This window comes from Steroidobacter flavus, assembly GCF_042651805.1.
GTDB classification, from domain to species: Bacteria; Pseudomonadota; Gammaproteobacteria; order Steroidobacterales; family Steroidobacteraceae; genus Steroidobacter; species Steroidobacter flavus.
The window spans coordinates 1286885-1313826 of the sequence record NZ_JBHSDU010000014.1 but is presented as its reverse complement, the minus strand read 5'-3'; the positions used below and the strand labels follow the sequence as shown (position 1 = coordinate 1313826).

Annotated in this window: 28 protein-coding genes and 1 tRNA gene; 25 read left to right on the top strand and 4 right to left on the bottom strand. The window is 62.5% G+C overall.

Features of this window, described 5'->3' with window-relative positions; translation table 11 throughout:
• Positions 1–518: 518 nt before the first annotated feature.
• Both ACFPN2_RS28025 and ACFPN2_RS28020 read left to right on the top strand, forming a co-directional pair.
• Positions 519–1058, top strand: coding sequence for an ORF6N domain-containing protein (locus tag ACFPN2_RS28025; RefSeq protein WP_380602807.1), 540 nt, complete (start codon positions 519–521; stop codon positions 1056–1058).
• 120 nt (positions 1059–1178) lie between these two features.
• A complete protein-coding gene (locus ACFPN2_RS28020; RefSeq protein WP_380602805.1) occupies positions 1179–1826 on the top strand; it encodes a hypothetical protein in 648 nt (215 codons plus the stop codon).
• Between the two features lie 49 nt (positions 1827–1875).
• Here ACFPN2_RS28020 and ACFPN2_RS28015 read toward each other — a convergent pair.
• Positions 1876–1962: transfer RNA gene (locus ACFPN2_RS28015), tRNA-Leu, on the bottom strand.
• A gap of 99 nt (positions 1963–2061) precedes the next feature.
• Between ACFPN2_RS28015 and ACFPN2_RS28010 the strand changes: the two genes are divergently transcribed.
• The 6 genes from ACFPN2_RS28010 (at position 2062) to ACFPN2_RS27985 (ending at position 7781) form a co-directional block, all read left to right on the top strand.
• Positions 2062–2664, top strand: a complete 603-nt coding sequence (locus tag ACFPN2_RS28010) for an RNA polymerase sigma factor (protein WP_380602803.1) — start codon at positions 2062–2064, stop codon at positions 2662–2664.
• The gene (locus tag ACFPN2_RS28005; RefSeq protein ID WP_380602801.1) at positions 2637–3254 is read left to right on the top strand and encodes a hypothetical protein; all 618 of its coding nucleotides are present in this window, start codon (positions 2637–2639) and stop codon (positions 3252–3254) included. Before ACFPN2_RS28010 ends, ACFPN2_RS28005 begins: the two co-directional genes overlap by 28 nt.
• An 80-nt stretch (positions 3255–3334) precedes the next feature.
• Complete coding sequence (locus tag ACFPN2_RS28000) at positions 3335–4411, top strand: PDZ domain-containing protein (protein WP_380602799.1); 1077 nt, start codon at positions 3335–3337, stop codon at positions 4409–4411.
• 70 nt (positions 4412–4481) lie between these two features.
• The gene (queA, locus tag ACFPN2_RS27995) at positions 4482–5492 is read left to right on the top strand and encodes a tRNA preQ1(34) S-adenosylmethionine ribosyltransferase-isomerase QueA (RefSeq protein WP_380602797.1); all 1011 of its coding nucleotides are present in this window, start codon (positions 4482–4484) and stop codon (positions 5490–5492) included.
• A 9-nt stretch (positions 5493–5501) separates the two neighbouring features.
• Positions 5502–6620, top strand: a complete 1119-nt coding sequence (gene tgt / locus ACFPN2_RS27990; protein ID WP_380602872.1) for a tRNA guanosine(34) transglycosylase Tgt — start codon at positions 5502–5504, stop codon at positions 6618–6620.
• Between the two features lie 36 nt (positions 6621–6656).
• A complete protein-coding gene (locus tag ACFPN2_RS27985; protein WP_380602795.1) occupies positions 6657–7781 on the top strand; it encodes an AI-2E family transporter in 1125 nt (374 codons plus the stop codon).
• Here ACFPN2_RS27985 and ACFPN2_RS27980 read toward each other — a convergent pair.
• Positions 7778–9067: a hemolysin family protein gene (locus ACFPN2_RS27980; protein WP_380602793.1), complete on the bottom strand. Its 1290-nt coding sequence runs from the start codon at positions 9065–9067 to the stop codon at positions 7778–7780. The two genes, ACFPN2_RS27985 and ACFPN2_RS27980, sit on opposite strands and share 4 nt — an antisense overlap.
• Positions 9068–9177: 110 nt before the next feature.
• Between ACFPN2_RS27980 and yajC the strand changes: the two genes are divergently transcribed.
• Genes yajC through ACFPN2_RS27955 form a run of 5 tightly spaced genes read left to right on the top strand, consistent with a single transcriptional unit; the run spans position 9178 to position 14279 of the window.
• Positions 9178–9630, top strand: coding sequence for a preprotein translocase subunit YajC (gene yajC / locus ACFPN2_RS27975; protein ID WP_380602791.1), 453 nt, complete (start codon positions 9178–9180; stop codon positions 9628–9630).
• A gap of 58 nt (positions 9631–9688) precedes the next feature.
• Positions 9689–11545: a protein translocase subunit SecD gene (gene secD / locus ACFPN2_RS27970; protein ID WP_380602789.1), complete on the top strand. Its 1857-nt coding sequence runs from the start codon at positions 9689–9691 to the stop codon at positions 11543–11545.
• A gap of 12 nt (positions 11546–11557) precedes the next feature.
• Positions 11558–12493, top strand: coding sequence for a protein translocase subunit SecF (gene secF, locus ACFPN2_RS27965; RefSeq protein WP_380602787.1), 936 nt, complete (start codon positions 11558–11560; stop codon positions 12491–12493).
• 36 nt (positions 12494–12529) lie between these two features.
• Positions 12530–13513 (top strand): TerC family protein, encoded by a 984-nt coding sequence (locus ACFPN2_RS27960; protein WP_380602785.1) that lies wholly within the window; start codon positions 12530–12532, stop codon positions 13511–13513.
• A 10-nt stretch (positions 13514–13523) separates the two neighbouring features.
• On the top strand, positions 13524–14279 hold the full coding sequence (locus ACFPN2_RS27955) for a TerC family protein (protein ID WP_380602783.1): 756 nt from the start codon (positions 13524–13526) through the stop codon (positions 14277–14279).
• A gap of 36 nt (positions 14280–14315) precedes the next feature.
• Here the strand turns inward: ACFPN2_RS27955 and ACFPN2_RS27950 are convergent, their stop codons facing one another.
• The gene (locus tag ACFPN2_RS27950; RefSeq protein ID WP_380602781.1) at positions 14316–14627 is read right to left on the bottom strand and encodes a lipid-A-disaccharide synthase N-terminal domain-containing protein; all 312 of its coding nucleotides are present in this window, start codon (positions 14625–14627) and stop codon (positions 14316–14318) included.
• Positions 14628–14852: 225 nt separating this feature from the next.
• On the opposite strand from ACFPN2_RS27950, the gene ACFPN2_RS27945 reads away from it, so the two are divergent.
• Positions 14853–16391 (top strand): amino acid permease, encoded by a 1539-nt coding sequence (locus ACFPN2_RS27945; protein WP_380602779.1) that lies wholly within the window; start codon positions 14853–14855, stop codon positions 16389–16391.
• A 218-nt stretch (positions 16392–16609) separates the two neighbouring features.
• Here ACFPN2_RS27945 and ACFPN2_RS27940 read toward each other — a convergent pair whose 3' ends face one another.
• Complete coding sequence (locus ACFPN2_RS27940) at positions 16610–17413, bottom strand: inositol monophosphatase family protein (protein ID WP_380602870.1); 804 nt, start codon at positions 17411–17413, stop codon at positions 16610–16612.
• Between the two features lie 142 nt (positions 17414–17555).
• Here ACFPN2_RS27940 and ACFPN2_RS27935 point away from each other — a divergent pair, with 142 nt between their 5' ends.
• The 11 genes from ACFPN2_RS27935 (at position 17556) to bamB (ending at position 26894) form a co-directional block, all read left to right on the top strand.
• Positions 17556–18296 (top strand): RNA methyltransferase, encoded by a 741-nt coding sequence (locus ACFPN2_RS27935; protein ID WP_417774533.1) that lies wholly within the window; start codon positions 17556–17558, stop codon positions 18294–18296.
• On the top strand, positions 18293–19477 hold the full coding sequence (locus ACFPN2_RS27930) for an IscS subfamily cysteine desulfurase (RefSeq protein WP_380602775.1): 1185 nt from the start codon (positions 18293–18295) through the stop codon (positions 19475–19477). Before ACFPN2_RS27935 ends, ACFPN2_RS27930 begins: the two co-directional genes overlap by 4 nt.
• Positions 19467–19847 carry an iron-sulfur cluster assembly scaffold protein gene (locus ACFPN2_RS27925; RefSeq protein ID WP_380602773.1) on the top strand — a complete coding sequence of 127 codons (381 nt, stop codon included), beginning with the start codon at positions 19467–19469 and terminating at the stop codon, positions 19845–19847. The genes ACFPN2_RS27930 and ACFPN2_RS27925 overlap by 11 nt, the downstream gene beginning before the upstream one ends.
• Positions 19848–19924: 77 nt before the next feature.
• A complete protein-coding gene (locus ACFPN2_RS27920; RefSeq protein WP_129774821.1) occupies positions 19925–20248 on the top strand; it encodes a HesB/IscA family protein in 324 nt (107 codons plus the stop codon).
• A 164-nt stretch (positions 20249–20412) separates the two neighbouring features.
• Positions 20413–20844 carry a nucleoside-diphosphate kinase gene (gene ndk / locus ACFPN2_RS27915; protein ID WP_129774820.1) on the top strand — a complete coding sequence of 144 codons (432 nt, stop codon included), beginning with the start codon at positions 20413–20415 and terminating at the stop codon, positions 20842–20844.
• A gap of 19 nt (positions 20845–20863) precedes the next feature.
• Positions 20864–21982, top strand: a complete 1119-nt coding sequence (gene rlmN, locus ACFPN2_RS27910; protein WP_380602771.1) for a dual-specificity RNA methyltransferase RlmN — start codon at positions 20864–20866, stop codon at positions 21980–21982.
• Complete coding sequence (pilW, locus tag ACFPN2_RS27905; protein WP_380602769.1) at positions 21982–22749, top strand: type IV pilus biogenesis/stability protein PilW; 768 nt, start codon at positions 21982–21984, stop codon at positions 22747–22749. The genes rlmN and pilW overlap by 1 nt, the downstream gene beginning before the upstream one ends.
• Positions 22746–23663 carry a helix-turn-helix domain-containing protein gene (locus ACFPN2_RS27900; RefSeq protein WP_380602767.1) on the top strand — a complete coding sequence of 306 codons (918 nt, stop codon included), beginning with the start codon at positions 22746–22748 and terminating at the stop codon, positions 23661–23663. The genes pilW and ACFPN2_RS27900 overlap by 4 nt, the downstream gene beginning before the upstream one ends.
• Positions 23660–24937 carry a histidine--tRNA ligase gene (gene hisS / locus ACFPN2_RS27895; protein ID WP_380602765.1) on the top strand — a complete coding sequence of 426 codons (1278 nt, stop codon included), beginning with the start codon at positions 23660–23662 and terminating at the stop codon, positions 24935–24937. The genes ACFPN2_RS27900 and hisS overlap by 4 nt, the downstream gene beginning before the upstream one ends.
• A gap of 47 nt (positions 24938–24984) precedes the next feature.
• Positions 24985–25692 carry a YfgM family protein gene (locus ACFPN2_RS27890; protein ID WP_380602763.1) on the top strand — a complete coding sequence of 236 codons (708 nt, stop codon included), beginning with the start codon at positions 24985–24987 and terminating at the stop codon, positions 25690–25692.
• Positions 25689–26894, top strand: coding sequence for an outer membrane protein assembly factor BamB (gene bamB, locus ACFPN2_RS27885; protein ID WP_380602761.1), 1206 nt, complete (start codon positions 25689–25691; stop codon positions 26892–26894). Before ACFPN2_RS27890 ends, bamB begins: the two co-directional genes overlap by 4 nt.
• Positions 26895–26942: the final 48 nt, after the last annotated feature.

The following is a 26942-nucleotide window of genomic DNA, read 5'->3' as shown; positions in this document are numbered from 1 at the left end:
ATTGCATGCATACGAGTTACCCCAAGAAAGTCGCGTCCCCCGGCTGAATCTCAGCATCAGCGGCGGCTCGCATCAACAGATTTTCTTTACCCTTCCCCAAATTGCGATCTTAAAGACCGGCCGGGGCTACATCGTGAACATTTGCCGCACCTGACAAATCGAGCGCTATCCAGCTGTGCTCGCGCGCATTCAATGCGCTGCCGAGTAAGACACCGTGGGTGATTAGGTGATACAGCAGCAGTCATCCGCGTGCTTGGTGCCGCGGCAATCGCGCGCATCGACGCGGTTCTTCTCACAGTTGAAAAGGAAGAGATTGGGGTGAGGGGCCGCATTGAAGGCGGTCAATGACCCAGCGGCTCCGACGTTTTGTCGGGGGGGCGCTTCGCATTGGACTAGCAGAACCCCGGAAAAAAGAAAGGGGCCAACCCGAAGGTTTAGCCCCTTTTTCCGCCGTCCGCAGCCCGGCGGGATGATGCTGAAATTGTAGGAGGGCGCTTTGAGAAGTCCAGGAGTCGAGAATGACCAAGAACGAAGAAACCGCGCTCGTGCCGATCGAGCAGATCAGCTCGTCGATCCTGCTCATGCGAGGTTGTCGAGTCATTCTGGATCGTGACCTCGCAGCGATTTACGGCGTAAAGACCGGCCGGCTCAACGAGGCCGTCAAGCGCAACGTGGACCGTTTTCCCGGAGATTTCATGTTCCAGCTCACGCGGGAGGAGGTCGAATCTTTAAGATCGCAAAATGCGATCTTAAAGAGCGGCCGAGGTTCCCACGTAAAGTTCCTGCCATACGCCTTCACCGAGCACGGAGCGATTCAGGCAGCCAATGTGCTGAACTCGCCGCGCGCCGTGACAATGGGCATCCATGTCGTGCGGGCATTCGTCAAGTTGCGCGATCTGCTGGCTTCCAACAAGGAACTGGCGCAGAAGTTTGCTGAGCTGGAGCGCAAGCTTGCGACGCATGATCAAGCGATCACTGGGATACTGAAGGCCATTCATGAGCTGATGAACCCACCCGCACCGCGGCGCCGCGGCATCGGATTTACTGCCGACTTTTGATTTGAGTGACCGACTGACGAGCGAAGCCCCCGACCACAGCAATGCGGTTGCGATCGGTGATGCGACCAAGCGCGTTATAGAGCGAGGGTCACCTGCTCCAGCCCATAAGAGGATAGGTCAATGGCAGGTATCGCGGGTTTGTCAGTTCCGCAAGTTCATGGGCGAATTGAACGCTTCAGGCAAAAGTATGTAGATGATTGGAATGAATGGCTGAATGTCGGCGATCCGGACAGGCCGCAGTTATTTCGGTCCATCCTCAACCGATGGAAAGCATGCCGAGGGAACACAATTCGCCACTGCCGCGTCCACCGCCACGTGCATGACTATCCGTACGTGGAGGATCTGATCCTGGAAGCGAGCCGGCATCTAGAAATGCTTTCCGGCTTCAATGTCTCGAAGCAGATTTCATTCACCGCCGCGACTGGGGAATCGCTCAGCAGGCTCTGGGGAATTTTTCGACGCCTGCCGTATTCGGGTTCTGCGAACGGAGGATTTGCCGCCGTGGTTGGAATATCGAAGGCAGTCATGTTGCTGAGTGATGGTCGTGTGGGCCCTGCGTTCGACTCTGAGGTTAGAAAACATCTGAGCATTCGAAAAATTGAGAATGCCGAGGAGTGGTTTGCGGCCCTTCAATCGGTCAGCGTGGATATCCGTGCCTTTGAAGAAGCGAATGGATGCAGCTTCGTTGAAGCTATCCCTGCGAAATTCTCAGCGTTGCACGCTGGCCGCGTGTACGACATGGCGCTCGGTCCCGGCGCGCAGGGCTGAGTGGACCACCCCAAGGCAGGGTAGCTCTAAGTAATTGACTGGAAAGGAATGGTGCCGGTGGAGGGAATCGAACCCACACGCTTTTAAGGGCGGCGGATTTTGAGTCCGCTGCGTCTACCAGTTCCGCCACACCGGCTACGGGAAGCGAAGGGCGGCGATTATAGCGGAAGGACGTTGCCCGGCTACAACCACTTTTTTTGCGACCTTTTTGCCGGCGGCGGCATCAAACCTCGCGATGTCGCACTTTCAGGGTATCGAGGTCGCCGCTGAAGTGGTCCGGGCAGCCCAGGGGGGCGATCCGCGGGCCCACGAGACCATTTATCGGGCGTGTCGGCGGCCCATCTATACCCTGATTCGACGCCTGGTGGTCCGCGCGGCCATTGCGGACGAGCTGTTCCAGGAGACCTTTGTCGAGGTGCTGCGGAACGTCGGCGCGTACTCCGGGGAGGGGGCGTTTGGCGGGTGGGTGCGCAGTATCGCGGTGAGCAAGTGCTTGATGTACCTGCGTTCGCCGTGGCACCGCAGTCTGCTGTACCTGGATAACGACGATGAGTCCACGGCGCCGGTGGTGCTGCTGGATGGGGCCTCGCACCCGGATGCGCAGGCGTCGGCGAGTACTGATGTGGAGCGTGCTCTGGCGACGCTGCCTGCGCTCACGCGCAGTGTGGTGTGGCTGCACGATGTTGAAGGTTACACACACGCGGAGATTGGACGCCTGCTGGGACGCACGGCGAGTTTTTCGAAGTCGCAGCTGTCGCGGGCCCATGTCCGCTTGCGCGAGCTGCTGGAGCAACCGGCGAGAGCAACGTCATGCACGCACGTATCGAGCACTTGTTAAGCCTTCGGGACGGCGAGCCGGTGGCGGCCGACGTCGCCGAGCACGTCAGGGTGTGCCCGATCTGCAGTGGCGAGTTGCAGCGTCTGTCGGCCATTCGCGCGGAAATGCAGGCGTTGCCGCAGTTCGAGGCGCCGGACATGGCGTGGGATCGAATCCGCCAGACGATTCCTGAACCAGACCATGGGCTGCGTCTCCGCAAGCTCGGGCTCGCGGCGGCGGCCGCGGCGGTGGTTACGTTAACTGTGATTACGTTGCTCGCGGGGCATTTCGATAGGCGCAGCGAGCTCGCGACGGCGGAGGCGCCGCTGCCGCAGGTCATCCCGCATGTCGACGAGTTGGTGGCGCAGTCTCAGCAGCTCGAGGAGATGCTGCAGAAGTTGCCCGAGCGTCCGCGCATCGAGCGCGTGTCCACTGCCGCGACTATCGACACGATCGAGCAGCGGATTCAATGGCTGGATTTTCAGCTCTCGAACGCGCCCGAGGCGGACTTGAGCGAAGAGCAGTCGCGCCAGCTGTGGCGCGAGCGGGTGGAATTGATGGATTCGCTGGTGAAGGTGCGCTACGCCGAGGCGGGCGCGCTCTGGTTCTAGGCAAGTAGTGCACGAGCCTATAACCAACTGATTAAGAGTCAGCTGCTCTACCAATGGGCTACGTTGCACGGAGTAAGGCTATGAATATGAAGGTTCGCGTCGCGTTACTGGCCATGGCCGCGGCCGTTGCGACGTCGTCAGTGACGGCGGCGGAAATTGAGAAGAAGTCCGAGGAATCGCAGGCGCAGATCGAGAAGAAGCTCGAGGACGCGCGGCGCCGGCTCGACACCGCGGCACGCGAGGTTGCCGAGCTGAGTATGTCGATGTCGGACTACTCGGTGCCGGGGGCGCGGCAGTTCATGACCTTCGGGCCGCCGCGTGCCATGTTGGGGATCAATCTTGGTCCTCGGGGCGACGAGCAATCCGAGGGCGTTCCGGTGCTCAGCGTGAGCCCCGGTGGCGCTGCCGAGAGCGCGGGACTCAAGGCGGGCGACGTGTTGGTCGCGATCGGCGACAAGCAGCTGAAGCGCACGGAGGATTTGTCTGCGCGCGAGGTGCTGCTCAACGCACTGAGCGATGTGAAGCCCGGCCAGAAGGTGCAATTGCGCTATCGTCGTGACAACAAAGTCGCGACGGCGAGTGTGACTGCGCAGGCACCGGATCGTGTGTTCGCGATGCCAGCGATGCCGATAACCGGAAGGTTCGGTAGGACCGCGGTGCCGGCCTTTCCGATGGGACCGCTGGGTGCGATCCGCGCGGTCGGTGTGTTCGGTTCGGCTGAGTTGGTGCCGTTGACGCCCAAGCTCGGTCAGTACTTCGGCACGGACAAAGGCCTGCTGGTGGTGCGGGCGCCCGCGGACAGTCGGCTGAAATTGGAGGATGGCGATGTGATCGTCGATATCGATGGGCGGACGCCGTCGAATCCGGGTCATGCGTTCCGAATCCTCGGCTCCTATCAGGCCGGCGAGAAGCTGACGCTCAATGTGCTGCGCCAGAAAAAGAAAATGTCGTTCGAAGTCACCATCCCGGATGAGCCGGCGGCCGCGCGCACAGGGCCCTTCATCTTCCATCAGCAGCTGGATGAAATGGACGGTGGGCCGCGCGAAGACATCATGATCGGACCCGGGCCAGGTGGGCCAGGGCCGATGCCGCCCCCGCCGCCGGGACCCGGCGGCCCGGAGCGCGGTCTGATCACCATCGTGGACGAGCCCGCGTAATCGAGTTCACAGCCCCGCCGCCTGCCCATTCGTCGGCGCAGGCGGCAATTTCTGTTACCGTGCGCGCCCCATGCGGCGCACCGACTTCGCCTATGACCTCCCGGTCGACCTGATCGCTCAGCATCCTCCCGAGAATCGGGCGGGCGGGCGGCTGTTGCACGTGGCCAGCCCCGTGCAGGACCTACGTTTTACCGACTTTCCCAACCTGCTGAAGGCCGGCGATCTGCTGGTGTTCAACGACACGCGAGTGATCCCCGCGCGCGTGCATGGGGTGAAGCCGACAGGCGGGCAGGTGGAAATCCTGCTCGAGCGCGTGCTGGACGGAAATCGCATCCTCGCCCACGTGCATGCGAGCAAGCCGCTGCGACCCGAAGCGCCCGTGGCACTGGCGGGCGGCGTCGAAGCGCGTTTCGTCCAGCGACACGACGACTTGTTCGAGTTGCAGTTGAGCGCCGAGCCGCTCGCGTTCTTTCAGCAGTACGGCGCAATGCCGCTGCCTCCTTATATAGAGCGCAACGCCGAGCTCGACGACGCCACTCGTTATCAAACGGTGTACGCGCGTGAGCCGGGTGCAGTGGCGGCGCCGACGGCGGGACTCCACTTCGACGATGAGATTCTGGCTCGGTGCAAAGCCAAGGGCGTCGAATCGACGTTTGTGACGTTGCATGTCGGCGCCGGCACGTTTCAAAACGTTCGCGTCGAAGACTTGCAACAGCATCGAATGCATGCCGAGCGAATCAGCGTGAGTGCCGATGCCTGCGCCGCCATCGAGGCAACGAAAGCGCGAGGCGGGCGAGTGGTCGCGGTGGGAACGACCGTCGTGCGTACGCTCGAATCAGCGGCGCAATCGGGAACGCTGCAGCCGTATGAAGGCGAGACTCGTTTGTTTATTACGCCGGGCTATCGGTTCAAGGTGATCGATGCGTTGCTCACCAACTTTCATTTGCCCGAGTCGACCTTATTGATGCTGGTCAGCGCCTTCGGCGGCTTCGACGAAGTCATGTCGGCATATCGGCACGCGGTCGCGCAGCGCTATCGTTTCTTCAGTTACGGTGACGCGATGTTTCTGGAGCGTCGTTAGTTCATGGGAATGCAATTCGAATTGATCACCACCGATGGCGGCGCCCGCCGCGGTCGGTTGACGTTTCCGCGCGGCGTGGTCGAGACGCCCATCTTCATGCCCGTGGGCACGTACGGCACCGTCAAAGCGATGACGCCGGAAGAGCTCGTCGGCATGGGCGCACAGATCGTGCTCGGCAATACCTTTCATCTGATGCTTCGGCCGGGCATGCCGGTCATTCGCGCTCACGATGGCTTGCATCGTTTCATGCATTGGGAAAAGCCGATTCTCACCGACTCGGGCGGCTTTCAGGTGTTCAGTCTGTCCACCATGCGCAAGATCACCGAAGAGGGCGTGAACTTCCGTTCACCCGTCAACGGCGATGCGGTGATGTTGACGCCCGAGCGCTCCATGCAAGTGCAGAAGGATCTCGACGCCGATGTGGTGATGATTTTCGATGAGTGCACGCCGTATCCAGCAACGGAACAGGAAGCGCGACGTTCGATGGAGCTGTCGTTGCGCTGGGCGCTGCGCAGTCGCGCCGAGTTCAATCGGCTCGAGAATCCCAACGCGCTGTTCGGCATCGTCCAGGGGGGCATGTACACAGCGCTGCGCCAGGAGTCGGCGGCGGGATTGCAGCAGATCGGCTTCGACGGTTATGCCGTCGGCGGTCTCGCGGTCGGCGAGCCGAAGGAAGAGCGCGAGCGGATGCTCGACGGCATCATTCCGCATTTACCGAAGGATCGGCCACGTTATCTGATGGGTGTCGGCACGCCCGAAGACCTGGTCGAAGCAGTGCGCCGGGGCGTCGACATGTTCGATTGCGTCATGCCGACACGCAATGCGCGCAACGGACACTTGTTTACTAATACCGGCGTCGTGCGGATCCGCAATGCCAAGTACGAGACGGATACCGGGCCGCTGGATGAAGCATGCCCGTGTTACACCTGCATGAATTACAGCCGTGCCTATTTGCGACACCTGGACCGCTGCGGCGAAATTCTGGCCGCGCGCCTCGGCAGCATTCATAATCTGCACTTCTACCTGTCCCTGATGCAGTCCATGCGCACTGCCATCGAGGAGCATCGATTCGAGGCCTTCGTCGCGGACTTCTATGCGCGTCGGTCACGGAGCGACGCCAGCGACTAATGCGACAAACGCGCTTGAGTTAGCCGATCTCCATTCATGCTTGCCGATCTGCCTACCGCGCCCTGGTTCCGTCGCCTGCTGGTTTCAGGCCTGATCCTGGGCATTCTGCTGCTGACCTTCACGGTGCTGCAGCCGTTCATCGTGCCGCTGATCTGGGGCGCCATCCTGGCGTACGTCGCCTGGCCGTTGCATTTGTGGGTGCTGAAGATGTGCGGCGGTCGCAATTCGGCGGCGTCGCTGATCTCGACCATTCTGGTGACGCTCATCATCGTCGTGCCGTTGGTGTGGCTGATCCTGATGCTGCGAGTGGAAGGAGTCGCGGCCTATGCGCAGATCCAGGACTTTCTGGCGACCAAGCCGCAATTGCCGCAGGCCATTCGCGATCTGCCCTATGTCGGCTCGCAGGCGCAGGAGATCCTGAATCAGGTCGCGGCCGATCCCAAGGCGCTGCGCGGGCAATTGATGCTGATGTTCGAGCAGTCGTCGGTCGAGGTGTCGAAGCTCATCGGCGGCGCGGGACGTAACGTCGCCAAGCTGTTCTTCGCCGTGTTCTCCATGTATTTCCTGTTACGCGACGGCCCGCGACTGATGCGGGAAGCGCGTGCCGTGCTGGAAGGAATATTGGGTCCCCGCGTGCACGACTACATCGACGCGGCAGGCTTCACGACCCAGGCCGTCGTGTATGCATTGATGCTCGGCGCGCTCGCTCAGGGCGTGGCGGCGGGTATCGGCTATTGGATTTTCGGTGTCGAAGCGCCGGTGTTGATGGGCGCCGTCACCGTCATCATCGCGCTGATTCCATTCGGCGCGCCCATGGTGTGGGGCAGCCTTGCGACCTGGGCTCTGATCCGCGGCGAGATGGTCGACGGCATCGGCCTGATTCTGTGGGGCCTGATCCTGGTCAGCTGGGTGGACAACATCGTGCGTCCGCTGGTGATCTCCAACGCGACCCGCATGCCGTTCCTGCTGGTGGTGTTCGGTGTGCTCGGCGGCGTGCTGGCGTTCGGCCTGGTCGGCCTGTTCATCGGTCCGGTGCTGCTGGCGGTGTCGCTGGCGATCTGGCGCGAGTGGCTGGAAGAGCATTCGACCAAGGAAGACCTGGCGATCGTCGCGTCCGACGGCTCGACCCCGATTTCGGTCAAGAAGACCGGGACGCCTTAGGTCGCCGCGTTCTGCTTGCGCAGCAGGATCTTGTCGATGCGCACGCCGTCCATGTCCATGATCTCGATCTTCAGATCGCGCCAGGTCAGCGTGTCGCCGGCCTTGGGAATGCGGCCGAGGCGCGCGAGCACGAAGCCCGCGACGGTGTGATAGTCGCGGCCGCCCATGTCACGGCGGCCCAGTCGCTGCTGTAACTCTTCGATGGGCATGTGGCCGTCGACCAGCCACGAGCCGTCCTCGCGCTGAACATATTCGGCACGTTCGCGACTGCCCAGATCCGGCAGCTCGCCGGCAATCGCCTTCAGAATGTCGATGGGCGTGGTGATGCCTTCGATCTCGCCGTATTCGTCGGTGACCACGGCCAGGTGGGTGCTGGAGCGCTGAAATTGATCCAGCAACTGCAGGACCGAGATCGAATCGGGAATATGCAGCGGCGGATCCAGATCCTTCTCCGGATCCAGCTCGCCCCGGTGCAAGGCCTCGCTAAGGTCGGCGAGGGTGATCATGCCGAGCAGGTTGTCGAATTTCTCGCGCGCCACGAGAAAGCGCGCGTGTCCGCTTTCCTTGGCCCGTTGCCACAGCACCTCGACCTTCTCCTCGATATCGAGCCAGATCACGTCCTGACGCGGAATCATGATGGAGCCGACTTTGCGGTCGGCGAGTGCCAGCACGCCTTCGAGCAGGCGGCGTTCTGAAGCCAGGAATACGCCGGCCGTCGTGCCTTCGGCGACCAGGGCGCGCACATCGTCTTCAGTTACCGCCGCTTGCGGAGCGGACGAAACGGGGAGCAACTTGAGCAGGCGGTTCACGGTCACGCGCAACAGCCACACGGCGGGCACCATGACCGTGGAGAACAACCGCATCGTAGGCGCGACGAAGATCGCCAGGGTTTCAGCGTGCAGGAGTGCCACGCGCTTGGGCATCAGCTCGCCGAGGACCAGGTTCACGAAGGTCACGATCAGCACGACCACCACGACGGCCGTATCGTCGGCGAACGACGCGTGCAGTCCGAGGTCTATGAGCTGTGCGGCCAGCGGCTCGGCGAACACATTAGTGCTGTAGATACCCGTGACCAGCGAAATGATGGTGATGCCGATCTGAATGGCCGACAGCAGCGAGGTGGGATCTTCCATCAGCGCCAGGGCCGATTTGGCGCCGGAGCGGCCCTGTTCCACCGCGGCTTGCAGACGCACCTTCTTGGCGGCGACCAGCGCCATTTCCGACAGCGCGAAGAATCCGTTCAACAGGGTCAGCAGCAGCAGAATCAGGACATCGCGGGAAAGCATGCAGTCGAATCAGCCTCATACCTCGAGGGCGGACAGTGTACGGCACTCGCCCCGGCGGTAGGGGGCGGGACCGGGGCTGAAAGGGCCTGGATAGTGGCCGGAAGGGCGGTGTGTATAATGCGCCGCTCTTTGCCGACCCCGGCGGTTTCGGGGTGCGCGCCCATTGCGCCGGCAGACACGGTTTTGCTCATTCTTTTCCTGTTTTTCCTCAGTTTCGGGGGCATTGCAAGATGGACTGGTTGATTTCTACCGCTGCCGCACAGGCGGCCGGCGCCCCGGGTCAGCCCAGCGCGCTCATGCAATTTTTGCCGCTGGTGCTGATTTTCGTGGTTTTCTACTTTCTGCTGATCCGTCCGCAGACCAAGCGCGCCAAGGAACATCGGGCCATGGTGGCCGCGCTGGGCGTCGGCGCCGAGGTGGTCACCAGCGGCGGCATCCTGGGCAAGATCGTCGAGGTGAGCGAGCAGTTCGTGACCCTCGAGATCGCGTCCGGCGTCAACATCAAAGTGCAGCGTCACGCCGTGTCCCAAGAGCTTCCGAAGGGCACGCTGAAAAGCGCCTAAACCAGCATGGGCAGCGTCCGGCCGCTGAGCCCGGGCGCCGCCGCGATAAAAACTACCCATGTATCATTTCGCCAAGTGGAAATACTGGCTGGTCATCATCGTGATGGTGGTCGGCACGCTGTTCGCGTTACCCAACGTGTTCGGCGAAGGGCCGTCGCTGCAGCTGTCGCGTAACGACCGCGTGGCCATGGATCAGGCCAGCACGGATAAGGTGCTGGGCTTACTCAAAGCCGACAACGTGCCGGTGGAAGCGCACTGGTCCGAAAAGGACCGCCTGGTGCTGCGGTTCCCGGATGCGGACGCTCAGTCCAAGGCGCGCGAAACCATCGCGAAGCGCGGGCAGGGCGAATTTCTGGTCGCGCTGTCGAGCGCGTCCCGCGCTCCAGACTGGATGCGCAACATCGGCCTGAAGCCGATGAGTCTCGGCCTCGATCTGCGCGGCGGCGTGCACTTCGTTTATGAAGTGGACGTGCAGGGCGCGATCGATCAGGCCTTCGACCGCTTGGAGCGCGACGCCCGTGCGACCCTGCGTGACAAGCGAATTCCCTATGGCGCCGTGACCCGAGTGAACGACGAAGTTCGCGTCACGCTGCGCAGTCAGGACGATCTGACCAAGGCGCAGGACGCCTTGCGCTCACCCGATGGCGGCGTCCTGCTGAACACCTCGCAGAGCGCCGAAGGTCCGGTCATCGTCATGACCATGACCCCGGCCGAAGTGAAGCGCCGTCAGGACATCGCCGTTCAGCAGAACATCACCACACTGCGCAATCGCGTCGACGAGCTGGGTATTTCCGAGCCTATCGTGACCCGCCAGGCGGTGAACCGCATCGTCGTGCAGCTGCCGGGCGTGCAGGATCCGAACGAAGCGATCCGCGTGCTGGGCGCCACCGCGACTCTCGAGTTCCGCCTCGTTGATGAGAGCAACAATCCGTACGAAGCCGAGCAAACCAAGCGCGTGCCCATCGGCTCGAAACTGCTGAAGAGCCGCGACGGTCGCCCGATCCTGGTGAAGCGCGAGATCATCGCGACCGGCGAGCAGCTGTCCGATGCGTCTTCGGGCTTCGCCGAAGGCTCGCCGCAAGTGAACGTCACGCTCGATTCGCGCGGCGGTCAGTCGATGATGGAAGCGACCCGCGATAACGTCGGCAAGCGCATGGCCGTCGTCTACATCGAAAAGAAACAATTGGCCGAAGGCGAGCGCTGCGAAGGCACGCGTAACGGCGCACTGTGCACCGAAGAAGAAGTCATCAGCGACGCGACCATTCAAAGCGTGCTGTCGTCGCGCTTCCGTATCACCGGCTTGCAGGCGACTGAAGCTCGCGAGCTCGCGCTGTTGCTCCGTTCCGGCGCGCTGGCTGCTCCGCAGAGCATCGTCGAGCAGCGTTCCGTCGGTCCGAGCCTCGGTCAGGACAACATTGATCGCGGTATCCGCGCCATGGGCATCGGCCTGGTGCTGACGTTCATCTTCATGGCGATCTACTACCGCGCGTTCGGTTGGATCGCCAACCTGGTGCTGGCGTCCAACCTGATCCTCACTGTCGGTCTGTTGTCGATGTTGCAGGCATCGTTGTCGTTGCCCGGCATCGCGGCCGTGGTGTTCCACATGGGTATCGCGGTCGACGCGAACATCCTGATCTACGAACGTATTCGCGAAGAGCTGCGTAACGGCAACTCGCCGCTGCAATCGATCAACGTCGGCTTCGAAAAGGCCTTCGCGACGATTGCCGACTCGAACGTCACGACGCTGATCGCCGGCGTGGTGCTGTTCGCGTTCGGCACCGGCACGATCCGCAGCTTCGCCATCGTGATGACGCTCGGCATCATCACCTCGCTGTTCACATCGGTTGTCGGCAGCCGCGCCCTGGTCCATGCGATCTGGGGTACGCGCCGCAAGCTCGATCACTTGTCTATTTAAGAGAGCCCCGCCATGGAGTTCTTTCATAAGGTCACGAAATACCCGTTCATGCACACCCGCAAGGTGTGGTACGGGGTGTCGGGCGTCGCCATCCTCGCGTCCATCATTCTGCTGTTCGTGCACGGCTTGAATCTGGGCATCGACTTCACCGGTGGCGTGGTGCTCGAGTTCGCCTATCCGAAGGCTGCGAACATCGAACGCACTCGTAACGCGCTCTCGGAAGCCGGCTTCCACGAAGCTCAAGTGCAGAACTTCGGTGACGAGCACACCGTCGCCGTGCGCCTGCTGCCGACCGAAGGGCAGGACGTGAATCAGGTCAGCAAGTCGGTGACCGAGGCGTTGAAGAAGATCGATCCGGACGTTGAGCTGCGGCGTGCCGAGGTGGTCGGTCCGCAGGTCGGCGAGGAGCTGACCAATCAGGGCGGCCTGGCGATTCTGTTCACGTTCGTGTTGATCGGCATCTACACCTGGTTCCGGTTCCAATGGAAGATGGGTGTCAGCGCGGTCATCGCGACCCTGCACGATCCGTTGATCATTCTCGGCTTCTTCGCGGTCAGCGATATTCCGTTCGACCTCGCGGTGCTGGCGGCGATCCTGGCGGTCATCGGCTACTCGCTGAACGACACGGTCGTGGTGTTCGATCGCGTGCGTGAGAATTTCCAATCGATGCGCCGCGCGTCGCCTGAGGAAATCATGGATGCGTCGATCAACCAGACGCTGTCGCGAACCATCATCACTTCCGGCGCCACGTTGCTGGTCGTGATCGTGCTGCTCATCGAAGGCGGCGAGACCCTGCGCGGCTTCTCCTGGGCGTTGACCATCGGCATCCTGGTCGGCACCTACTCCTCCATCTACGTCGCCGGCGCCTTGGCGCTGGACATGAAGCTGTCCGCCGCGGATCTCATCGAGCAAAAGAAAGACACTTCCGAACTCGACGCCTTGCCGTAACGAAGTGCGATCCCAGACCCCAACGGCGGCAACGTCATGAGCTGGATGGTCTGGGTGGTGTTCTTCGCCCTGTATCTCAGCGTGCTGGCGCTGGATCTGGTGGTGCTGCATCGGGAGTCCAAGGAAATGAGCGTCCGCCAGGCGCTCGGCTGGACGGTCGTCTGGATCCTGGTGGCGCTGTCGTTCTCGGGCCTGGTGTACGGCGTCTACGAACATCACTGGTTCGGCTGGCGCGCCTCGCCCGACGCTCCGAGCGGCAGCGAGGCGATGATCCAGTACATCACCGGCTATCTGCTCGAGTGGTCGCTGTCGGTCGACAACATCTTCGTGATCGCCGTGATCTTCACTTACATGAAGATTCCGGCGCTGTATCAGTATCGCGTGCTGTTCTGGGGCATTGCCGCCGCCATCGTGCTACGAGGCGCGATGATCGCGGCCGGCTCGGCGCTGATCCACTCGTTCGACTGGATGTTCTATGTGTTCGGCGGGATTCTGCTGTTCTCCGCGGCGCGCATGTTGAAGAGCGACGAAGAGCAGTTCGACCCGGGCAAGAGCGTGCTGGTGCGAATCGCTCGACGCGTTTATCCGGTCACCGACCAGCTCGACGGCGAACGTTTCTTCACGATCGTCAACGGCGCCCGTGCCGCCACTCCGCTGTTTGTCACCTTGCTGCTGGTCGATTTCGCCGACGTGGTGTTCGCGGTCGACTCCATTCCCGCGATTTTCGCGGTGACCCAGGAGCCGTTCATCGTATTCACGTCGAACGCGTTCGCCATCCTCGGCCTGCGCTCGCTGTACTTCGCGATTGCCGGGCTGATGGTGATGTTCAAGTACATCAAGTTCAGCCTGGTGTTCATCCTGGCGTTCGTCGGCGTGAAGATGATGTTGCATCATCACGTCGAGATCCCGCACGCCATCTCGCTCGGCGTGATCATCGGCTTCCTGGCGATCGGCATCCTCGCGTCGCTGTGGGTGTCGCGCCGCGAGGCGTCGGGCAACGTCGATCTGCGCAACGATTGAGGTCTGGCACGTGGAATTTTTGACCGATCCCCAAGTGTGGCTGGCGTTCCTGACGCTGACGGCGCTGGAGATCGTGCTCGGCATCGACAACATCATTTTCATTTCCATCCTGGTGGGCCGCCTGCCGCCGGAGCAGCGGGCCCGCGGCCGGACTTTCGGCCTGGCGCTGGCGATGATCACTCGCATCCTGCTGCTGCTGTCGATCACTTGGGTGATGGGGTTGTCGGCGGAGCTGTTCTCACTCTTCGGTCGCGGCGTGTCAGGGCGCGATCTGATCCTGTTTGGCGGCGGCTTGTTCCTGCTGGCCAAGAGCACGCTGGAGATTCACGGCAGCCTGGAAGGGGAGAGCGAGCAGCGCGCGGCCAAGGGCAGCGCGACGTTCATGTCGACCATCATTCAGATCGCAATTATCGACATTGTGTTCTCGCTCGATTCGGTCATCACCGCGGTCGGCATGGCCGATCATGTCGAGGTGATGATCGCGGCGGTGATCGTCGCGGTGCTGATGATGATGTTCCTGGCCGGGCCGATCGGCGATTTCGTCGATCGGCATCCGACCATCAAGATGCTGGCGCTGTCGTTCCTGATCCTGATCGGCATGGCGCTGATCGGCGAAGGCGTCGGCTTCCACATTCCGAAGGGCTACATCTACTTCGCCATGGCGTTCTCGGTGGCGGTGGAGTTGCTCAACATGCAGCTGCGCAAGCGCATGAACCGGCCCAAAGAGGAGCCGGTTCAGCTGCGCAAGAAGCTGGAGGAGCAGTAGGAAAAGTGGCGGATCGGCGCCGCTCGCTCGTCTTAACTAACCGAGTGCCGCCAATCGCTTTTTGTTCTTGCTATCCAGATATAAGTTGTAGAGCGCGACGAACAGCGGGAAAAGATTCGACATGACTCCGACCGAGTCGTTCTTGCCGAAGATGAAATAGGCGAGCAGCAGCACGCTGCCGATGGCGCTCATGTACCAGAACAGGGTGGGCATGACCGGCTTGCCGGAGGCCTTCGACGCGGCCAGCTGCACGAACCAGCGGCCGGCGAACAGGAACACACCGGAGTAGCCGATGAGCTTCCACGCGGTCACTTTGATTCCGAAGATGATGATTAAGGCTTCATTCATGGCGGCCGGCAGTCTCTTGAACCCGAAAGGAAAGCGTTCGGGGCGCGACTTTACAGATATTGTCCCCGTTGTGGTGCCAGGGAATGCCTCAGCGCCTCGCGCTGGTGCGCGGGTGATTTCCAAGGCCGGATGTGCCTATGATCCGCTCCGCCGAGCGCCCGATAAACAGGGTTGGGATGCCGGCGGGCGGCTGCTCAAACTAAATTCCCCGAGGAAACCGACATAATGAATTGGCGTATCAAACCTCTCGCGCAAATCCTCGAGAGCGCCGAGAAGAAATCGCTGACGCGCACCCTGGGCGCGTTCCAGCTGACCATGCTCGGCATCGGCGCCGTGATCGGCACCGGTATTTTCGTGTTGACCGCCGAAGCCGCGCAAAAGGCCGGCCCCGGCATGATGATGTCGTTCGTGATCGCAGGGTTCGTCTGCGCCGTCACGGCGCTGTGCTACGCGGAGCTGGCCGCCATGGTGCCGGTCTCGGGCTCCGCCTACACGTACTCCTACGCCGTGCTCGGCGAAGTGATCGCCTGGATGGTCGGCTGGGCGCTGATTCTCGAATACGCCGTCGCCGCGAGCGCGGTCTCGGTGGGATGGTCGAATTATTTTGTCGGCCTGGTGGAGCGGTCCTTCGACATAGACATCCCCGCGGCATTCACCAGTGGCATGCACGTCGGCGGCATCATGAACGTACCGGCCGCTGTCATCGCCCTGCTGGTGACGGGTTTGCTGACGCTCGGCACGCGCGAGAGCGCGACCGTGAATGCGATTCTGGTCGGTATCAAGATCGTCGCGCTGACGCTGTTCATCATCCTGGCGGTGCCGGTGATGAACATGGACAACTTCGAGCCGTTCTCTCCCAACGGCTTCCTCGGCGAGATTTCCGGCATGGGCATCGCGGGCGCCGCGGCGTCCATCTTTTTTGCTTACGTCGGCTTCGATGCGGTCTCAACGGCAGCCGAAGAAACCAAGAATCCGCAGCGGAACATGCCCATCGGCCTGATCGGTTCGCTGGTCATCTGCACGATCTTCTACATTCTCGTGGCCGCTGGCGCCGTCGGCACGATCGGCTCGCAGCCGGTCATCGATCCGGCCACCAATCTGGCTTACGAGCCGGGTAGCGCGGATATGGCCATCGCGTGCCGTCAGCCGGATAACGCCGACAAGCTGGTGTGCAGCGGTGAGCCGCTGGCCCACGTGCTCGATCAGATCGGCTGGAAGTCCATGTCGAAGCTGATCGGCCTGGCGGCGTTCCTCGCGTTGCCGTCGGTGATCCTGATGATGTTGTTCGGCCAGACGCGCATCTTCTTCGCGATGGCGCGCGACAAGTTATTGCCGTTCAATGAGGCGCTGACCAAGATCCATCCCAAGTTCCATACGCCGCATGTGGTGACGATCGTTACCGGCCTGGCGGTGACGGTGTTCGCCGCGTTCTTCCCGGTCGGCGTGCTGGCTGACCTGTCGAATAGCGGCACGCTGTTCGCCTTCCTGACGGTGGCGGCCGGTGTGATGATTCTTCGCAAGCGCGAACCGGAGCGTCATCGCCCGTTCCGCGCCCCCGGCGTATGGATCGTCGCTCCGCTGGCCATGGCGGGCTGCGCCTTCCTGATGTTCTCTCTGCCGCTGCGGACGCAGCTGACGTTCTTCGTGTGGGCCGGCATCGGCCTGCTCGTGTACGCCGTGTACGGCTACGGCAAGAGCCCCCTGGGCCAGAACGGCCACACTGGCAACGGCAGCACCAAGCAGCCGGCCCCGGCTCAGGACTGAAGACGCTTCGCGGCCGGCGGCTCTGCCTTCGGCAGAGCGCCGGGCTTGAAGATTAGATTTGTTCCTCCCCCTTCGGGGGAGGAACCGTGACGAGAAGAAGCGGCCTTCCATTCGTCTCGTGGCCGGCGAGAGAAATTCCGGCCTCCGGGCCGCCCCGCAGGGGCAAGAATAAAAAACTGACCCTCTTCGCGGCCGCCCCGAAGGGCGCGGCAAGCGCCTCAGGTCAGTTCCGCAGGAACGTGAGGAGCCAACAACTCCAGCAAAGGCGCATGCACCTTCGGCGTCCCCGCCAGAATATTCCCGCCTTGCTTGTACTCCGTCCCCTGCAGCGAGCTCACCAAGCCGCCCGCTTCGGTAATCAACAAAGTCCCCGCCGCGGTATCCCAAGGCGACAGCCCGAACTCCCAAAACGCATCGAGCCGGCCCGCGGCCACATAAGCCAGATCCAACGCCGCTGCGCCGGGACGGCGAATGCCGGCAGTCGCCTGAGTCACGGCCTTGAACATGGCCATGTACTGGTCGATCCAATGCAGATTGGTTCGATAAGGAAACCCGGTCCCGATCAGCGCCCGATCCAGCCCCACATGCGGGCTGACTCGAATCCGGCGACCATCCAACTGCGCCCCTTCACCGCGTGAAGCCGTGAACAGCTCCTGCCGCAGCGGGTCGTAAACGACCGCGTGTTCCATCCGCCCACGACGTTGCACGCCGATGGAAACGGCGAACTGCGGGAAGCCATGGAGGTAGTTGGTGGTGCCGTCGAGCGGATCGATGATCCACACGAATTCGCTGTCGATCGAGCCGCCGTGCGAGCCGCTTTCCTCGGCGAGGAAGGCGTGGTCCGGGTAGCTCTTGCGCACGATCTCGATGATTTCCATCTCGGCCTGGGTATCGATTTCCGAGACGAAATCGTTCTGCCCCTTCTGGCGGATGTCGAGGCGGTGCACGCGGTTCATGCCACGGACGATGACTTCACCGGCACGACGGGCGGCGCGGACGGCAATATTGAGCAAAGGCTGCATGTAAAACGACCTCGACATTGAGCCCCCGATCCAAAGCAGGACCAGGGCAAGGGGGCAGGGGATGATAAAGAGCGTGGCGGCGGGCCCCAGATTCAAACCACAGGCGGGACCCAGCCACCGGTGAGGGGCGCTAGAATAGCGCATAACGATGAGTATTCGTGTCGTCCTGGTCGATCCCAACCACCCCGGCAATATCGGTGCGGTGGCCCGCGCCATGAAAAACATGGGGCTGAGCGAGCTGCACCTGGTGCGGCCTAAGGCTTTTCCTCATGAGGAGGCAACGGCGCGTGCCTCCGGTGCGGACGATGTGCTGGAGAACGCCCAGGTCCATGAGGAATTCGACGACGCGATCGCCGACTGCGGCTTCGTGGTCGGAACCAGCGCCCGCAAACGTTATCTGAGCTTCGATCTGGTCGAGCCCCGCGAATGTGCACAGCTGGTCGCCGAGGCGGCGCAGGTGGGCAAGGTCGCGCTCGTGTTCGGCTCGGAAAAGTTTGGGCTGAGCAACGAAGAGCTGTCCCGCTGTCAGCGGCTCGTGACCATTCCCACGGCGGGCGATTACTCGTCGCTGAATCTCGGGATGGCGGTGCAAGTGATCGCATACGAGATCATGCTGGCCACACGTGCCGACGCACCCGTGCAGCCGCCGCCCGATGTGCCGTTCGCGACCGCGCGTGAAATGGAATTGCTGTATGAGCACGTCGAACGCGTTCTGGAAGAGATCGACTTTCGCGACCGCACCGGGGGCGGCCACCTGATGGCGCGGATTCGTCGCTTATTCAATCGTTCGCGGCTCGACCAGAATGAAATGAACATCCTTCGGGGCATTCTCACCGCCGTGCAATCGCGTCGGCGCACCGCCGGCAAGACCGTTTCCTCATGACTCCAAAATCATCTTCCCCGGCAATCTATCTCGATTACGCCGCCACCAACCCGGTCGATCCTCGCGTCGCCGAGCTGATGATCGACTGCCTGCGCCCTGAAGGCGCGCACGGGAATCCTTCGTCGGGTCACGCGTTCGGCACGCGTGCCCGCGCCATGGTCGAGAAGGCGCGACAGCAAGTGGCGGCGGCTATCGGTGCCCGTCCTGAATGCATCATCTGGACGTCGGGCGCGACGGAGTCGGACAACCTCGCGATTCTCGGGGTCGCGCGCTTTCATGCGGATCGCGGTCGTCACGTGGTGACTTCCCGCACCGAGCACAAGGCCGTGATCGATGCGTTCAAGCAGCTCGAGAAGGAAGGCTTCGAAGTGACCTGGCTCAAACCGGGCGCCGACGGCATCGTGCGGCCCGAGCAGGTTCGCGAAGCCTTGCGGCCGGAGACGCAGCTGGTCTCGCTCATGCACGTCAACAACGAGACGGGCGTGATTCAGGACGTGGCCGCGATCGGCGCGATCTGTCGCGAGCGAGGCGTCGCGTTCCATGTAGACGCCGCGCAGAGCGCGGGCAAATTGCCGATCAACGTCGAGGCGATGAACATCGACCTGATGTCGATCACCGCGCACAAGACCTATGGGCCCAAGGGCATCGGCGCGCTCTACATTCGTCGCCGGCCGCCGCTGGGACTGCGGCCGTTGTCGTTTGGCGGCGGTCAGGAAACTGGATTGCGCTCAGGCACTTTGCCGACGCATCAGATCGTCGGCATGGGCGCGGCGTTCGAGATCGGCGAGCGGGATCGCGAGTCGGATGTCGCTCGAATCACGGCGCTTCGCGAGCGGCTGTGGCGGGGCCTGGCCGCCATCGGCGGCGTCGAGCTGAACGGTCATCCCACCGAGCGCGTCGCCGGCGTGCTCAATGTTTGTTTCCACAATGTCGAAGGCGAGAGTCTGCGCTTCGGGCTGCGTGAGCTGGCGGTGTCGTCGGGCTCGGCCTGTTCGTCGGGCTCTGACGAAGCGTCGTATGTGCTTCGCGCACTCGGACGCAGCGATCAACTGGCACAGAGCTCAATCCGTTTCAGCCTCGGTCGCTTCACGACCGAGGACGATATCGATCGCGCCGTCGCCGTCGTGAGCCGCGAAGTTGCGCGATTGCGCGAGTTGTCGCCTGCCTCTCATGGAACCTGAATATTCTCCCACCGTCGTCGACCACTTCGAGCATCCGCGCAATGGCGGGCACTTCGAAGCGGGCGAGGGCGTCATTCGGGGCACCGCCGGCAGCGTCGCGCAGGGCACGATGTTCGTTCTCAGTGCGCGCGTTGCGGGCAATCGAATCGAAGCGGTGCGCTTCGAAGCGTACGGCTGTCCTCATTGCATCGCCGCCGGCTCCTGGTTGAGCGAGCGGCTGGTGGGCCTCGAGCGGGAGCAGCTGCGTGCCTGGCGCTGGCGCGATGCCGACCAAGCGCTGGGATTCCCTCTGGAAAAACGTGGCCGACTTCTCATTCTGGAAGATGCCGTACATTCGCTGGGTGAAGCCTGGGCCCGGTTCATTCCATAATCAGGTTTGAAAGTGCCTAATTGGCATAACCTTCGCACTTGATTCAGCCGGCCACCGCCATCACGCTTGTACACGCTATGAGCATCTCACTGACTTCTGCCGCCGCCGATCGTGTCCAGTCTTTCCTCACACGCAGGGGCCATGGCGTGGGCTTACGCCTCGCGGTCAAGAAGACGGGCTGTTCCGGGTTCGCGTACGTCGTGAACTACGCGGATGACATCGGCTCCAACGACGTGGTCTTCGAGGACCGCGGCGTGAAAGTCATCGTCGACCGCGACCACCTCGATTACATCAATGGCACCGAAGTGGACTTCGTGAAGCAGGGCCTGAACGAGGCCTTCCGCTTCCGCAATCCGCAGGCCAAGGGCGAATGTGGTTGTGGCGAGAGCTTCAGCGTGTAAGTGCTTAAGCTAGCAGCCTAACTCCGCGTCCCTATTCATTTTCTTGCTGCTCCCGGCCATGCCGGGTAGACTGCGCCCCGCGCAATTGCCGCCGCGCGCCGACATCAGTCTCGGTCCGGTTCGGCAAACCCTTTCCAATTCATTGATTAACGGGACGATTCCTCATGGCGGTCGAACGCACTTTTTCCATTGTCAAACCCGACGGCGTGCAGAAGAACGTGATCGGTGAGGTGTACCGCCGCTTCGAGCAGGCCGGCCTCAAGATCGTGGCCGCCAAGATGGTGCAGCTGACTCAGGCCCAGGCCGAAGGTTTCTACGCGGTCCACAAGGAACGCCCCTTCTTCAAGGACCTGGTCAAGTTCATGATCTCCGGCCCGGTGATGCTCCAGGTGCTGGAAGGTGAAAACGCCGTGGCCAAGAACCGCGAGCTGATGGGCGCCACCGACCCGAAGAAGGCCGACAAAGGCACGATCCGCGCCGATCTGGCCAACAGCATCGACGAGAACACCGTGCACGGCTCGGACAGTCTCGACAACGCGAAAATCGAGATCGCATACTTCTTCGCGGCGACCGAACTCTGCCCGCGCACGCGTTAATCGCGACTGCAGGCTGCTCATGAACGCGACGACCGTCAAAACGAACCTGCTGGGTCTGACACGGACCGAGCTGGAGGCGTTCGTCGCGAACATGGGCGAGAAGCCGTTTCGCGCCCGGCAACTGATGAAGTGGCTGTACAAGCGCCACGTTGCCGATTTCGACCAGATGACCGACCTGGCGAAGAGCTTCCGCGCAAAGCTGGTCGAAGTTGCCGAAGTCGCGGTGCCTGAGATCACCCTGACCCAAGTCTCCGCCGACGGCACGCGCAAGTGGCTGCTGGCGATGAACACGAGTGAGGGCATCAAGCAGGGCATCGAGATGGTGTTCATCCCCGAGCCCGGCCGCGGCACGCTGTGTATTTCCAGTCAGGTCGGGTGCGCGATGGATTGCACCTTCTGCTCGACCGCGCAGCAGGGCTTCAATCGGAATCTGAATGCCGCCGAGATCGTCGGCCAGGTGTGGCTGGCGAACAAGGAGCTCGGCTATCAGCACGGTGGCGATCGCGTCGTCACCAACATCGTGTTCATGGGCATGGGCGAGCCGCTCGCCAACTATCGCAACGTCGTGCCCGCCACGGAAATTCTCATGGACGATCTGGGCTTCGATATTTCGCGTCGTCGGGTCACGGTGAGCACGTCGGGCCTCGTGCCGCAGATGTTGAAGCTCGCCGAAGAAACCAACTGCGCGCTCGCCGTGTCGTTGCATGCGCCGAACGACACATTGCGCGACGAGCTGGTGCCCATCAATCGCAAGCACAAGATCGCCGAGCTGCTGGATGCGTGCTGGGTGTACGTGAACAAACAAAACGCCCGCAGCATCACGTTCGAATACGTCATGCTGGACGGCGTGAACGATCGTCCCGAGCATGCGCACGAGCTGGTCGCGCTGCTCAAGGGCCGGCCCGCCAAGCTGAATCTGATCCCCTTCAATCCGTTTCCGGGCACGCGTTACAAACGTTCCAGTGCCGCCGCCATCGAGCGCTTCCGTGACATTCTCAATGCGAACGGAGTGATCGCGACCACGCGTCGGACGCGCGGCGACGATATCGATGCCGCCTGCGGCCAGCTGGTCGGACGTGTGCACGACCGTACGACAGTGCGTCTGGGCTCGAAGCTGATCTCAGTGGCGGTGCAGTAATGAAAAGCGCGGCGGTGGCTTTGCTGATGGTGACGGCCGCGCTCGCCGGTTGCATGAGCACTGGCAGTAAGAAGCAGCTGGGCAATCCGGACAACGAGCGCGCTGCCGAGATCAATCTGCAGATCGGCACCGACTATCTGCGCAAGAACAATCTGGTCCAGGCCAAGGAAAAGATCGACAAGGCGGTCGAGCAGAATCCGCGCAACGCGCAGGCGCAGACCACGGCCGGCATGCTCTACGAGCGACTTGGCGAAAGTAACAAAGCCGAAGCGTATTTCGCCAAGGGCCTGTCGCTCGATCCGAAGAATCCGGAGCTGCAAAACAACTATGGCGCGTTCCTGTGCCAGAAGGGCAAGTACGAGCGCGGCGCCAAGCTGATGATCGATGCGGCGACCAATCCGTTGTATCGCACGCCCGAGGTCGCGTATCTGAACGCGGCCAACTGCGCCCGCAATGGCGGCGACCTGAAGGCGGCCGAGGCGAATCTGCGCAGCGCGCTGAAAGTGCGGCCGAAGTTCGGCGAGGCACTGATTCAGATGGCCGACCTGCAATACAAACAAACCGATTATCTGTCCGCTCGCGGTTTCCTCGAACGCTACCAGGAAGTGGGCCGCACCAACGCCGCCTCGCTGTGGCTGGCGGTGCGTATCGAGCGAAGCCTGGGCAATGAGGCTGCCGCGAAGAACTACGCGGAGCGTTTGAAACTGGAATACCCGAGGGCCGCTCAGACCAAGGAGTTGATCGAGTCCGAGCGGAATCCTGGATGAATGCAGCTGGCGATAGCAGCGACAGCACGGCCGTCGAGACCGCGCAAGCCAACTCACCGGAGCCGGCCCCCGAGTCGTTGACGCCCGGCGAATTGCTGAAGCGGGAGCGCGAGCGCCGCTCGATCACGTCGCTGCATATCGCCGAAGAGCTGCACCTGGACCCGCGCGTCGTGGCGGCCATTGAGAGCAATCGTTTCGAAGAATTGGGCCCGTCGGTGTACGCACGCGGACACCTGCGGCAGTACGCGACGCTGTTGGGACTGTCGCCGCAGCTCATCATCGAGCGCTACGAGGCGCTGACCGGCCGCCGGGAAGTGCCGATTCAGATTCCGGCGCCCGGAGTCGTCTCGGGACCGGTGGACTTCGAGCGTCGCTCGCTGGCCGGGCCGTTGTGGTCGGGCGTGGCGTTGGTCGCGCTGACGATGGGATGGTGGATCTGGTCGACGGTGTCGACGCCGGGCGATCCGATGCAGTCGGCGACGCCCGATGAAGCGGTCACCCAATCCGGTGAGTTGCCATCGGCGTTGCCGGTGGAGCCCGAGCCCCAGTCGCCGCCGCCCGTGTCGAATGCTGTTCCCGCTGCTCCGGTGACGGCGCCCGCGGCGGCACCGGCTACCGTGGCGGAAACAGCGGACATTCGGATGCGGCTCGAGTTCAGCGACGCCTCGTGGACCGAGATCTACGACGCGAATGGCAAACGTTTGATGTTCGGGATGGGTGAGAGCGGCAAGGTGAGCACCGTTTCGGGTCCGCCCCCATTGCGAGTCACGCTCGGCAAGGCGTCCGCGGTCACGGTCCAAGTGAACGATCGTCCGATCGTCGTGCCCCGCAGAGCGGGGAAGGACGCGGCCAAATTCGTGATCGTGCCGGGCGGCACAGTGCAGATGGCGAGTGGTGAGGTTCCGGTCGAGTGAGTCAGCAGCAGATCCAGCCGCCGCGCGGCATGAACGATATCTTGCCGGCCGATACGGCGGCCTGGCAGCGCCTGGAGGCTTTGGCGCGCGAGATCTTCGCGTCCTACGCGTATCAGGAAATCCGCTTGCCGCTGGTCGAGCACACCGGTCTGTTCAAGCGCTCGATCGGCGAGTTCACGGATGTCGTGTCGAAGGAAATGTTCACGTTCCAGGATCCGGGTGGCGACTCGCTCACCTTGCGTCCGGAGGGCACGGCCGGCGTCGTGCGCGCGATGATCAGCAACGGTCTTCTGCACAACCAGAAGCAGCGCGTGTGGATGTCCGGACCGATGTTTCGTCACGAGAAGCCGCAGCGTGGCCGCTTCCGTCAGTTTCATCAGCTCGACGTCGAAGCCTTCGGTTATCCGGGGCCGGACATCGATGCGGAAGTGATTCTGGTCAGCTCGCGCCTGCTCACGCAGGCCGGCGTGAAGCGCCTCGAGCTGAATCTGAATTCGCTCGGCACGCCGGCGTCGCGCCGCGTGTATCGCGAGAAGCTGGTGGAATATTTCACCGCTTACAAATCCAAGCTGGACGCCGACAGTCTGAAGCGTCTGGATGGCAATCCGCTGCGCATTCTCGATAGCAAGAATCCGGAGCTGCAGGACATCATCAAGAACGCGCCGATGCTGACCGAGCATCTCGACGAGGAATCGCGCACCCACTTCAACGGGCTGTGCCGTCACCTCGACGCCCTGGGCGTGAAATATGTGTTGAATCCGCTGCTGGTCCGCGGTCTCGATTACTACTCGCACACGGTGTTCGAGTGGGTGACGACCGAGTTGGGCTCGCAGGGCGCGGTGTGCTCGGGCGGCCGTTACGACGGTCTGGTCGAGCAATTGGGCGGCAAGCCCACGCCGGCCATCGGCTGGGCGCTGGGCCAAGAGCGCGTTATCGACCTGATCAAAGTGCAGAACGGCGAGGTGCCGGCGCAGGCCCCTGATGTGTATTTCGTGATCGCGGGCGAGCGGGCCGAGGCCGAAGGGCTGCGGCTGGCGGAAACGCTGCGCGACCAAATCCCCGGTTTGCGCATCGAGATGAACTGCGGCGGTGGCAGTTTCAACTCGCAGCTCAAGCGCGCCGACAAGAGCGGCGCGGCCTGGGCATTGATTCTCGGCGATTCGGAAACTGAAAAGCGGGTCGCCGGTCTGAAGTCCCTGCGGGTCGAGGCGCCGCAGGTGGAAGTCGCGTGGGAGCGACTGGTCGACGAGTTGGGCTCGCGCCTGAAACGTTGATCCGGACCTGAAGTCTCTCCTCTTACTACAAATCAAGACGGCAAGTCATGGTCGAAGATTATCTGACCGATCGCGATCAGGAAGAAGCGCTCCGCACCTGGTGGCGGGAAAACTGGAGCTGGATTCTGGGCGGCATCGTGCTGGGCCTGGCGCTGCTGGGCGGCTGGCAGTACTGGAAGGTGCACACGGCGGGCCAGGCGGCCGAGGCGGCCAAGCTCTACGACGAGTTCCATGGTGCGATCGATAAGAAGGACCTGGACGCGGCGAATCGCACGCTGGCCACGCTCGTGGCCGATCACAAGAAGTCGCCCTACACGCAGCAGAGCCGGCTGTTGCTGGCCAAGAAGCACGTCGAGGACGGCAAGTACGACGAGGCTTTGCCGCTGTTGAAGGCGGTGGCCGATGAGTCCGCCGATGCTGAGCTCGCGTGGGTTGCGCGCTTGCGTGTCGCCCGTCTGCTCCTTCAGCAAGGCAAGCATGACGAGGTGCTGAGCCTGCTGGATCCGGAGAAGGCCGGTGCGTTCGGGCCGCAGGTTCGCGAGATCCGCGGCGATGCTCAGGTTGCGAAAGGTAACCTTGAAGGCGCGCGTGCCGAGTATGCGGCGGCGCTGACGGCTAACATCGACCCGAGTGCCGATCGTTCGATCGATCGCACGTTGCTCGAAATGAAACTGCAGGACGTGGGCGGCGACAAGAAGGCTGCCACGCCCGCGTCGCCTGAGACCAAACCGGCGAAGGCCGAGGGTCAGCCATGATCGACAATAAGACTTCCTTGAACCGTTTATATCGGGGTGCGCGCATCGCCGCCGCCGCGACAGCCTTGCTCGTCATGCTCGGCTGCGACAATGACAAGGAGGTCGATCCGCCGGCGGAGCTGACCAAGATTCAGAGCACGCGCGATGTGCATCGAGTCTGGTCGGCCGGCCTGGGCGGCGATTCGGAACGGCTGCGTCTGGCGCTGAAGCCGAACGTCGTCGAAGGTAACGTGTATGCGGCCTCTCACGATGGTGAGGTGATCTCCGTAGCCGCCGCCACTGGCAAGCGCAACTGGATCGTGAAGACCAAGCTGTCGCTGTCGGCGGGTCCGGAAGTGGGCGGCGGATTGGTCGTGCTCGGCTCGAGCGATGGCGACATCGTCGCGCTCGATGCCACCAACGGCGCCCAGCGCTGGAAGAAAGCGATCGCGAGCGAAATCCTGGCGCAGCCGCTGGTCGTGAACGACATCGTCGTGATCCGCACCGTCGATGGTCACATCGAAGGATTGTCGGTGACCGATGGCGCGACCAAGTGGGCGGTCGACGAACAGGTGCCGCGACTCACTTTGCGTGGCACGGCGCCGCCGGTGCTCGCGGGCGATCGCATCATCGCCGGTTTCGACAACGGCAAGGTGCTCGCCATCGATCCGCGTAACGGCGAAGTGATGTGGGACACGATTGTGAATTCCCCGCGCGGCCGTACCGAGCTGGAGCGTCTGTCCGATATCGATTCTCCGGCGCGTATCTCGGGCGACGATATTTTCGTCGTCGGCTTCCAGGGTCGCGTCGCGATGCTCGCGCGCGATTCCGGTCAGATCTGGTGGGCACGCGATGCTTCGAGCTATCGCGGCTTCGCCATGGACGAACAGAATTTGTATCTCACCAACGCGGACAGCGTGGTGATCGCCATGCGTCGCAGTGACGGCGCCGTGCAGTGGGAACAGAACGCGATGAGACGTCGCGGCCTGACCGCGCCGGCCATCGATGGCGACGCGCTGGTGGTGGGTGACTTCGAGGGTTACATGCACTGGCTCGATAAGGCCACGGGTGCCATCGTCGCCCGGCAGAAGACGGACGGTGAGCGCATCACCAATGCCGCTGTCACCGACGCCGAGCGCGTGTTCGTGCAGACGGACTCGGGCAAGCTGCTCGCGTTTCGTAGCAAGTCCCGCGAAGTCAAAACAGCTGACAGCGGCCAATAGCCGCTGTTCGGCTGTGACTGCTCTGGCAGTTGCCGGCCGCTGCTCCGA